The sequence below is a fragment of the Streptomyces sp. NPDC029122 genome (genome assembly GCF_055569445.1).
The window spans coordinates 100,921-110,244 of sequence record NZ_JBVHWK010000002.1 but is presented as its reverse complement, the minus strand read 5'-3'; the positions used below and the strand labels follow the sequence as shown (position 1 = coordinate 110,244).

General features: G+C 75.2%; 10 protein-coding genes. 5 read left to right on the top strand and 5 right to left on the bottom strand.

Translation table 11 applies throughout. The features are described from left to right. Positions 1-276: 276 nt before the first annotated feature. Entirely contained in the window at positions 277-450 is a 174-nt protein-coding gene (locus ACZ4WZ_RS02935) for a hypothetical protein (RefSeq protein ID WP_467884393.1), read from the top strand. A gap of 131 nt (positions 451-581) precedes the next feature. Beyond that, positions 582-2,126: a molybdopterin-dependent oxidoreductase gene (locus tag ACZ4WZ_RS02930; protein WP_467884948.1), complete on the top strand. Its 1,545-nt coding sequence runs from the start codon at positions 582-584 to the stop codon at positions 2,124-2,126. A gap of 16 nt (positions 2,127-2,142) precedes the next feature. On the opposite strand, the gene ACZ4WZ_RS02925 is transcribed toward ACZ4WZ_RS02930, so the two are convergent. Further along, a complete protein-coding gene (locus ACZ4WZ_RS02925) occupies positions 2,143-2,943 on the bottom strand; it encodes a hypothetical protein (RefSeq protein WP_467884391.1) in 801 nt (266 codons plus the stop codon). Between the two features lie 140 nt (positions 2,944-3,083). Between ACZ4WZ_RS02925 and ACZ4WZ_RS02920 the strand changes: the two genes are divergently transcribed. Both ACZ4WZ_RS02920 and ACZ4WZ_RS02915 read left to right on the top strand, forming a co-directional pair. Beyond that, positions 3,084-4,007, top strand: coding sequence for an SDR family oxidoreductase (locus ACZ4WZ_RS02920; RefSeq protein WP_467884390.1), 924 nt, complete (start codon positions 3,084-3,086; stop codon positions 4,005-4,007). 199 nt (positions 4,008-4,206) lie between these two features. Continuing rightward, positions 4,207-4,950 carry a TetR/AcrR family transcriptional regulator gene (locus tag ACZ4WZ_RS02915; RefSeq protein ID WP_467884388.1) on the top strand — a complete coding sequence of 248 codons (744 nt, stop codon included), beginning with the start codon at positions 4,207-4,209 and terminating at the stop codon, positions 4,948-4,950. 151 nt (positions 4,951-5,101) lie between these two features. Here the strand turns inward: ACZ4WZ_RS02915 and ACZ4WZ_RS02910 are convergent, their stop codons facing one another. Beyond that, positions 5,102-6,178 (bottom strand): enoyl-CoA hydratase/isomerase family protein, encoded by a 1,077-nt coding sequence (locus tag ACZ4WZ_RS02910; protein ID WP_467884945.1) that lies wholly within the window; start codon positions 6,176-6,178, stop codon positions 5,102-5,104. A gap of 130 nt (positions 6,179-6,308) precedes the next feature. Next, complete coding sequence (locus ACZ4WZ_RS02905; RefSeq protein WP_467884386.1) at positions 6,309-7,349, bottom strand: saccharopine dehydrogenase family protein; 1,041 nt, start codon at positions 7,347-7,349, stop codon at positions 6,309-6,311. 120 nt (positions 7,350-7,469) lie between these two features. On the opposite strand from ACZ4WZ_RS02905, the gene ACZ4WZ_RS02900 reads away from it, so the two are divergent. Beyond that, on the top strand, positions 7,470-8,441 hold the full coding sequence (locus ACZ4WZ_RS02900) for a helix-turn-helix domain-containing protein (protein ID WP_467884383.1): 972 nt from the start codon (positions 7,470-7,472) through the stop codon (positions 8,439-8,441). Between the two features lie 16 nt (positions 8,442-8,457). Here the strand turns inward: ACZ4WZ_RS02900 and ACZ4WZ_RS02895 are convergent, their stop codons facing one another. Both ACZ4WZ_RS02895 and ACZ4WZ_RS02890 read right to left on the bottom strand, forming a co-directional pair. Further along, positions 8,458-8,937 (bottom strand): ATP-binding protein, encoded by a 480-nt coding sequence (locus tag ACZ4WZ_RS02895; RefSeq protein ID WP_467884382.1) that lies wholly within the window; start codon positions 8,935-8,937, stop codon positions 8,458-8,460. A 15-nt stretch (positions 8,938-8,952) separates the two neighbouring features. After that, a complete protein-coding gene (locus ACZ4WZ_RS02890; RefSeq protein ID WP_467884380.1) occupies positions 8,953-9,318 on the bottom strand; it encodes an STAS domain-containing protein in 366 nt (121 codons plus the stop codon). Between the last annotated feature and the right edge of the window lie 6 nt (positions 9,319-9,324).

Here is a 9,324-nt window from a genome sequence, read left to right as displayed (position 1 = left end):
GAGGAGGGGGGTGGGTGGGGGCGATGGGGGGGAACCGAGGGGGGGACAGGCTTGGTTCCCTGCAGGGGGGGGTTTCGCCCCCCCCCGCGGGGGGGGGGGGGCGCCCGCCCGCACCGCGCCCCGCCCCTCACCCTTCCGGGGGAACCGGCGCCCGGCCGCGCCCGCCCGGCCGGCGCGCTGGGTTCACCGGCCCGGGCCGGGGGGCGGCCGCCGGAACGATTCGGCGGGCTGCCCCTCCCACGCCCCAGGGCCACGAGGCGACAGGAGTGCACCGACATGTCCGAGACCGCGCACGAGCTCACCCCGGCCCCCGCACCGGCCGCCGGCATCACCGACGGTGTCGTCGAGCTGCGCAAGCGCCGCCCGGCCGGCCTTGCCCCGGACGCGCGCGCCGGCAGCCCCGGCCGCGAGACCGCGCGGGCACAGCCTCCCGGAGCCACGCGCCGGTGAAGGCGCCGGCGCTACCGTGACAGGACGGGGGAGAGATGGCCGACCCGTCCCGGCGGAGGTGGCTCCGGATGACTCGTACGCGGCAGGAGCCGGGGCGCCGCCCGTCGGCGCGGGCGGGCGCCGTCGGCGGAATGGCCGCCGCGTTCGCCGGCCTGGCCGCCGCGTTCGCCGGCCTGGCGGCGGCGGAGCCGGCCGCCGCGCTCGTACGCCCCGAGGCGGCCCCGCTCACGGCGGTCGGCGGGGCCGTGGTGGACCGTACCCCGGCGGCCGTCAGGGAATGGGCCGTACGGGCCTTCGGCACCTCCGACAAGCTGGTGCTGACCCTGGGGACGCTGCTCCTGCTGGCCCTGCTGGCCGCCACGGCCGGGATCCTCGCGGTACGCCGTCCCCGCGCGGGCTGCGCGCTCGCCGCGTCCGTGGGGGCGGTCGGGGCGGTGGCCGCGCTCAGCCGCCCCGGGGCGGCCTGGCAGGACGCGCTGCCCTCGCTGGCGGGCGGGGCGGTGGCGGCCGGAGTGCTGTACGTACTGGCCGCCGCCCTGCGCCGGCCCCGCCCGGGCTCGGGCCGCTCCGGCGGCACCTGGCCACTGGACCGGCGCGGCTTCGGCCGGCTGCTGGCGGCCACCGTGGCCGCCTCGGCGGCGGCCGGATACGCGGGCCGGCGTCTCGGCGCCCACGGCTCGGCGGGGGCCACCTCCTCCCGGGCGGACCTGGTCCTGCCGCCCCCGGCCGTCCGCGCGGCGCCGGTACCCGCCGGGGCGGACCTGGGCGTGCCGGGCCTGGGGCCGTTCCTCACCCCCGCCCGGGACTTCTACCGCGTGGACACCGCCCTGGTGGTGCCCCGGGTGGACGCGGACACCTGGCAGCTGGACATCCGCGGGGACGGGGTCGCCAGACCGCTGACCCTGACCTTCGCGGAGCTGCTGGCCCGCCCGCTGACCGAGCACGACATCACCCTGTGCTGCGTCTCCAACGAGGTCGGCGGCCCCTACGTGGGGAACGCCCGCTGGCTCGGCGTACGCCTCGCTGACCTGCTGCGCGAGGCCGGGGTGCGCCCGCCGTCGCAGGGCGGCCCCGCCGACCAGCTGGTGGCCCGCTCGGTGGACGGGATGACGATCGGCACCCCCGTCGAGACGGTCATGGACGGCCGGGAGGCGCTGCTGGCCGTCGGGATGAACGGGGAGCCGCTCCCCTTCGCGCACGGCTTCCCGGTACGGATGGTCGTACCGGGCCTCTACGGGTACGTCTCCGCCTGCAAGTGGCTGCGCGAGCTGCGGCTGACCACCTTCGACGCGTACGACGCCTACTGGGTGCGGCGGTCCTGGGCGCGGCGGGCGCCGGTCAAGACGCAGTCCCGCATCGACACCCCGCGCCCCTTCTCGCGGCCGCCGGCCGGCCCGGTGGCCGTGGCCGGAGTGGCGTGGGCGCAGCACCGGGGGATCGCCCGGGTGGAGGTACGGGCCGATGGCGGGCCCTGGCGGGAGGCCCGGCTCGGCGCGGCGGACGGGGTGGACACCTGGCGGCAGTGGGTGTGGCCGTGGGAGGCGGCGCCCGGGCGGCACACCCTTCAGGTACGGGCCACCGACGGCCTGGGCGCGGTGCAGCCGGAGCGGCGCCGGGGCACCCTGCCCGACGGGGCGACGGGCCGGCACTCCGTCACGGTGGACGTGGGCCCGTAGAGCGGGCCGGGCCGCCTCAGGACGGGCCGCCGCCCTCGGGGCGGGCCAGGTGGAGCCGGGTGTGGAAGTGTCCCGCCGACTCCTTCCCTTCCGGATCCTCGCCGAGGGCGGTGACGGCTGCCTCGGCGAGGGCCTGCTCGCGGGGGTCGGTGAAGCGCCGCTGGGGATGGGTGTCCGGGGCGCGCCCGACGGCCAGGCCGTACGACTCCAGGCAGGCGGTGACGGCCCGGTAGTCGTGCGTGCGCAGGACGAAGGCCGCCACCGGGACGGGGGCGCCGATGGCGGTGAGCAGCCGGCCGAAGGTGCGCTCGGTGAGGAAGGTGGTACCGCCCGTGACGGTGATCAGGCCGACGCCGGAGAGGGACCGGCGCAGCGGCTCCCCCGGTCCGGCGGCCTCCAGGTCCTCCGCGTGGCCCTCGTCGAGCAGTCCGGCCGCCAGGGCGTACCGAACGGCGGGCCCCGAGATGTCGGTGCCGATGACCCGTACGGCGTCGGGGCGGCGGCGCTCGGCGTAGAAGTCCCGGTCGCGGCGGATGAGTTCGGCGGTGCTCAGGCGCGCGGCGGACGGTGAGGTGTAGTGCGCGTACAGCTCGTCCAGGGTCACGTCGTGGTTGAGGAGCGCCGCGTTGATCCCGTACGAGCAGCAGACGTCGAGCACCGCGCGCCGGCCCGGTGCGAGCTCGCCGGCCAGGGCGCGGAACACCGGCTGGGCGTGTGCGGGGGTCTGGTAGGCGTACGGCTGGAGCCGGGTGAAGTAGCCGCGCGGGTCGGGCAGTGCGTAGACCTCGTCGAAGCCGGTCATGGCGGGTGCGTTCATCGGACCGTGCCTTCCTGGGAGCGGGGGTGCGAGGGGCTTCGGGGGCCGGGGCTTCCCCGCCATCCAGCCGTACCCGCGCCGCGCCGGAAAGAGCGCCCATCCGGCCACGGCGCGCGGGGCGGCGGGCGTAGGGTCGCGGCATGCGGGACGACGAGCGGGATCTCGAAGGCAGGGTGGCCCTGGTGGCCGGGGCGACGCGGGGCGCGGGGCGCGGGATCGCGGTCCAGCTGGGGGCCCGGGGGGCGACGGTCTACGTGTCGGGGCGCAGCACCGCCGGGCGGCCCTCGGAGTACGGCCGTCCGGAGACGATCGAGGGGACGGCCGAGCTGGTGACGGCCGCCGGCGGGCGGGGCGTCGCGGTGGTCGCGGACCATCTGGTGCCGGACCAGGTCGAGGCGCTGGTGGGGCGGGTCGACGCCGAGCAGGGGCGTCTCGACGTGCTGGTGAACGACATCTGGGGCGCGGAGCACCTCTTCGAGTGGGAGAGCCCCGTCTGGGAGCACGACCTGGACCGGGGGCTCCGGCTGCTCCGGCTGGCGATCGACACCCATGCCGTGACCAGTCACTTCGCGCTGCCGCTGATGCTGCGCGAACGGGGCGGTCTGGTGGTGGAGATGACGGACGGTACGGCCGAGTACAACGCGACCCGCTACCGCAACTCCTTCTTCTACGACCTCGCCAAGTCGGCGGTGCTGCGGATGGCGTTCTCCCTCGGGCACGAGCTGGGTCCGCGCGGGGCGACGGCGGTGGCACTGACCCCGGGCTGGCTGCGTTCGGAGATCATGCTGGAGACCTTCGGGGTGACGGAGGACAACTGGCGGGACGCGCTGGAGAAGGTCCCGCACTTCGCGATCTCCGAGACCCCCTCCTACGTGGGCCGCGCGGTCGCGGCGCTGGCCGGCGACCCGGAGGCGTCCCGCTGGAACGGGCAGTCCCTCTCCAGCGGGCAGCTCGCGGGCGTCTACGGGTTCACGGACCTCGACGGGAGCCGGCCGGACGCCTGGCGGTACCTGGTCGAGGTCCAGGACCGGGGCCTGCCGGCGGACACCACCGGCTACCGCTGAGCCGCCGGCGGCCTCCGGAAGAGGCGGTCCGGAGGAGGCGCCCGCCGATGGCCGATGCGGTGGGGCGTCCCGGCTCCGGTCCGCACGGTCCACTGGACGGGCCTGGTGGGGGCGGCCCGGGGCGGGTTTTCGCGCACATGCTCGAAACGGGTGTACGCATGCTGCGTACACTGTCCGCACGGACAGCTAGGCTGAGGGCATGTCCTCTCCAGAGCAGCAGACCTCCGCGCCCGTGCCCTCCGTCTGGACCCGGCCGCGCCGCCAGAAGGAACAGCCCGCGCTCAGCCAGGAGCAGATCGTCGCGGCCGCGGTGCGGCTCCTGGACGCGGCGGGCATCGAGGCGCTGAGCATGCGCAGGCTCGGCGCCGAGATGGGCACGGCCGCCACCTCGCTGTACCGGCACGTGGCCAACAAGGACGAGCTGATCGAGCTGGTCGTGGACGAGGTGTACGGAGAGCTGGAGCTGCCCGCGGACGGCGGCCCGGACGGGTGGCGCGAGGCGCTGTCGCAGTGCGGGTACAGCCTGCGCGACATGGTGCTGCGCCACCCGTGGGTGGCCTCGGTCCTCGGCCAGGTCGGACTGGCGTACCTGGGACCGAACCTGATCCGGATGTCGGACCGGCTGCTGAGGCTGGCCCTGTCGGCCGGGTTCCCCGCGGCCGAGGCGGACCTGGCGGTGAAGGCCGTCATCTCCTACGTCATCGGCGCCACGACCAGCGAGGCCTCCTACCTCTCGCTGCTCGCCCGCAGCGGGAAGAGCGAGGCGGAGTGGCTGGATTCGCTGCTGCCCGCCGCCGAGGCGGCCCTGGAGGACCACCCGGTGGTGAGGGACCACGCCTACTCCAAGCACGGCAAGGATCCGGAGCGGCTGCGGGAGGAGAACTTCGACTACGGGCTCCAGCGGGTCCTCGACGGTCTTGCGGCCCGGCTCGAGCGGGGCTGAAGCGGAAGCCTCGCCCCGGCGGCCGGACGGGCCCGGCCGTCGGGGCGGGAACGCGGACCGGGCCCTCGGGCGCGGGCCCGCCGGGGCTGACACGGGAGGCCGGGTGGCCCGGGCCGGCGCACGGCCGCTCCGGGACGCCCGGTGACCCGGATCAGCCGCGGCCGGCCGGCCCGCGCTCCGGGAAGGTCAGCTCGCGGCCCTCGCCCAGCGGGGCGAAGTGCCGCTCCACCGAAGCCTGCCGGACCTGGAAGAGGGCGGCCGGGGACCAGCGCGGACGCCGGTCCTTGTCGATCACCTGGGCCCGGATCCCCTCCACCAGGTCGGGCGTGGACAGCGCGGCGGCGGAGACCCGGTACTCCTGCTCCAGCACGCGCTCCAGCGAGTCCAGTTCACGGGCGCGGCGCAGCGCGGCCAGGGTGACCTTGAGGGAGGTGGGCGACTTGGCGTGCAGAAGCTCGGAGGCCTCCCGCGCGGCCGACAGACCGGAGCCGCGCAGCCGGGAGTGGATCTCCTCGACGGTGTCGGCGGCGTAGCAGCGGTCGATCCACTCCCGTTCGGCGGCGAGCGGGGACCCGGGAAGGGTCGCACCGCCGAACTTGGGCAGCACCTCGGCCACGGGCGCGGCGGTCAGCTCCCGGGTGAACTCCTCCAGCCAGTCGGAGGGCAGGTAGTGGTCGGCGAGTCCGCACAGCATGGCGTCGCCGGGGCCGATCGCGGTGCCGGTCAGGGCCAGGTGGGTGCCGAGTTCGCCGGGGGCGCGGGAGAGCAGGTAGGTGCCGCCGACGTCGGGGACGAAGCCGATGCCGGTCTCGGGCATGGCCACGCGGGAGCGTTCGGTGACGATGCGGACGCCGCCGTGGGCCGAGAGCCCGACGCCGCCGCCCATCACGATCCCGTCCATGAGGGCCACGTACGGCTTGGGGTAGCGGGCGATGCGGGCGTTGAGGCGGTACTCGTCCCGCCAGAAGTCGAGGGAGCCGGTGGTGCCGGCCTTCGCGTCGGCGTGGATGGCCCTGATGTCCCCGCCCGCGCACAGGCCGCGCTCACCGGCCCCGCGCAGGAGGACCTGACTGACGGCCGGGTCCTGCTCCCAGGCCGTCAGGGCTTCGCCGATCCTCAGCACCATGGGATGGGTGAGTGCGTTGAGGGCCTGGGGACGGTTGAGGGTGATCAGCCCCGTACAACCGTCGGTCTCGATGAGAACGGTGTCTTCGGTCACGTCCGTCAGTATGTCTCTTCCGTCGCCATATGAAGATCGTTTCGGATGATCTTGTCAAGTCTGATCGGGTTTGGGGCGAACGGGCGCACGGGGCCCGGCGGTCCGGCGAACGTGTGCGCGGACCGGCCCGCCCCGGGGCTCAGGACGATCCCTGGGGAGGCATTTCCAGCCAGATGTGCGGGGACAGTGCGCGCAGGAAGCCGGCGGCGTCGAACATCCGGCCCGCGGAGGCGACGCCGACCGCGCGGGTGCGGCCGCCGAGGACGCGGTCGAGGGCTTCCACCACGAGGGGCGCGGTGACGGCGTAGATGTCCTGCCCGCCTGCGACGGCGCGCCGTTCGGTGCCGCCCGACCGCACGACGGCGTCGATGAGGAAGGTCTGGTCGGACCGGCCGCTCCCGTCGGCGGCGGTCGGCGCGGGCGTGTCGGGCGAGACGACGTCGCGGGCCGCCTCGGCGGTCATGTACGTGGTCACGTCCGGGATGGACAGGTGGCTGGGGATGGTCACGACGTCGGCCATGGTGAACTCCCCGATCACCCGGCGCGGTCCCATCGGCTCGGGGAAGGACCATTCCAGGGCGGGCGGGGCATCGGTGCGGCGCTCCCACCGGCCGCCGGTGTAGCGCAGGCGGTGGCCGCCCCGCCGCTCCCGGGAGACCGCGCCGGACAGGCGGGTGCCGGCGGTGGGGTGCCAGTGGCTCAGCCCGTAGGCGACGTGCGCCGAGTCGGCCCCGGTCCAGTCGCCCATCGCCGCTGTCGCCAGCAGGTCGCCCAGACCGCCGAAGAAGGCCATCGCCGGGACGATGAGCGCTCCCGCTTCGCGCGCCCGGTCGGAGAAGTGCGCGAACGTGTCGAGGTTGGCCTCGATCTCGGCCGCCACGTCCAGGTACGGAATCCGCGCCCTCAAGGCGGCCTCGATGACGGGGGCCGTCGTCGACGCGAACGGTCCGGCGCAGTTGATCACGGCGGACGTACCGGCCAGGGCGCGGTCGAGGGAGGCCGGGTCGCCGGCCGACGCCACGCGGGCGTCCAGGCCGGCCCCGTGCGCGAGCGCCTTCAGCTTGTCCGCGTCGCGGCCGCTGAGCACCGGGGCGTACCCGCGCCCGAGCAGCTCCGCCACGACGAACCGTCCGGTGTGCCCGTACGCGCCGAAAACCGCCACCTGCTGGTCCGACCCCATGAGTCGCTCCCCGTGTTCGCTGGTCCGCGGCTGCTCCGCGGTGATCCGTCATGGACATCCTGTCGTCGGACCGCACCTGCCACGAGCGTCCGGAACGACACGCCTCGTACACTTCCGGACATGCCCACCGTCGCGCTGGCCGTCACCGACGGCATGCTGCATTTCGAACTGTCCCTGGCGATCGAGGTGTTCGGCTCGGACCTGACCCACATCGTGGACCCCTGGTACGACTTCTTCCTCTGTGGCCCGGGCTCCGTGCGGATCGGCCGCTATGGCATGGACATGGACCACGGACTCGGCCATCTCCCGCACGCCGACACCGTGATCGTCCCCGGCTGGGCCGACACGGACGTGGAGCCGCCCGTGGAACTCCTCGACGCGGTGCGCGCGGCCCACGCGGCGGGCGCACGCGTGGTCTCCCTGTGCACGGGCGCGTTCGTGCTGGCCGCCGCCGGCCTGCTGGACGGCAAACGCGCCACGACGCACTGGGCGCACACGGGGGAACTCGCCCGGCGCCATCCCCGGGTCACGGTGGACCCGGACGTGCTCTACGTAGACAACGGCGACGTGCTCACTTCCGCCGGCAAGGCCGCCGCCATGGACCTGTGCCTCCACCTCGTCCGCCTCGACCACGGCTCGGCGAACGCCAACAAGATCGCCCGTCGGCTGGTCGTGGCACCCCATCGCGACGGCGGGCAGGCCCAGTTCATCTCCACCCCGGTTCCCGATCCCGGCAACCATCCCCTCGCCGGCCTCTTCCCCTGGGTCCTCCGGCGCCTGGACGAGCCGCTCACCGTGGAAGACCTGGCCCGGCAGGCACGGATGAGCTCGCGCCACCTGGCCCGCCACTTCACCTCGCTCACCGGCACCACGCCGCTGAAGTGGCTCCACGCCCAGCGGATCCGCCGTGCCCAGGAACTCCTGGAGACCACCGACGACACCGTCGAGGCCATCGCCGGCGCCACCGGCATGGGCACCTCCACCACCCTGCGACGGCACTTCCACCGGACCGTCGGCGTCCCCCCGGACACCTACCGCCGCACCTTCCGCTCCGGCACCCGCCCCCGGCCCGAGCGCCTCAGCGGCGGGTGACACCGCTCGGGCGGGGTCAGCTCCACCCGCGGGACCGTCGTGGCGCGGGAAGACCTCCCCCGAGGGCGGCGGGGCACGCCACCTCCAGCCAGACGCACTTGCCGATCACCCCGGGCCGCGAACCCCACCTCCGGGCCAGCCGGTCGACGATCATCAGCCCGTGCCCGCCCGGCTGCCGCGGGTCCCCGCCCTTGCGGTCGGCGGGCCGCCTGGGCGGCGTGGGACTGCTGTCGGTGACCTCGATCCGCAGCCGCTCGTCCGTCCAGTCCAGGACGAGGGCTCCGGGTCCACCGCCGTGCAGGCAGGCGTTGGCCACCACCTCCGACACCAGCAGCAGCACGTCCTCCGCCGCCTCCCGTGCGGCCTGCCCCTTCGCCGGCAGCCAGTGCCAGGCCGTCAGCGCCCGCCGGGTGAAGTCACGGCTGCGCAGGACCGGGTCGGGCATTCCCTCGAGAACCAGGAGCCAGTTGCGTCCGGCCGGGCCACGCTGCTCCACGGCTCCCGCCCCCTCTCATCGGCCCCGTACGGATCCCAGCGCCTGGTCGACGTCGGCGTGGACCGGGAAGACCCCGTCCGCGCCGGTGATGCGGAACATGCGCGCGACCGGGCCGCTCAGTCCGGCCAGCTCCAGGCTGCCGCCGGCCTCCTGGACGGCGAGGCGGCCGTGCAGGAGGGCGTTCAGGCCGGTCGAGTCGCAGAACTGCAGGCCCGCCATGTCCACCAGCAGCCGGCCGCCCCGGGCGGCCGCCGCGTCCAGGGCCTCGCGCAGCGGGGCCGCCGTGTCGTGGTCCAGCTCTCCGCCGAGGGTGAGCAGTACAGCGTCCTCCACCGCCCGCACCGCGACGGTGAACCGCTTGTCGTCCGTTCCGGAGACCATCCGGCA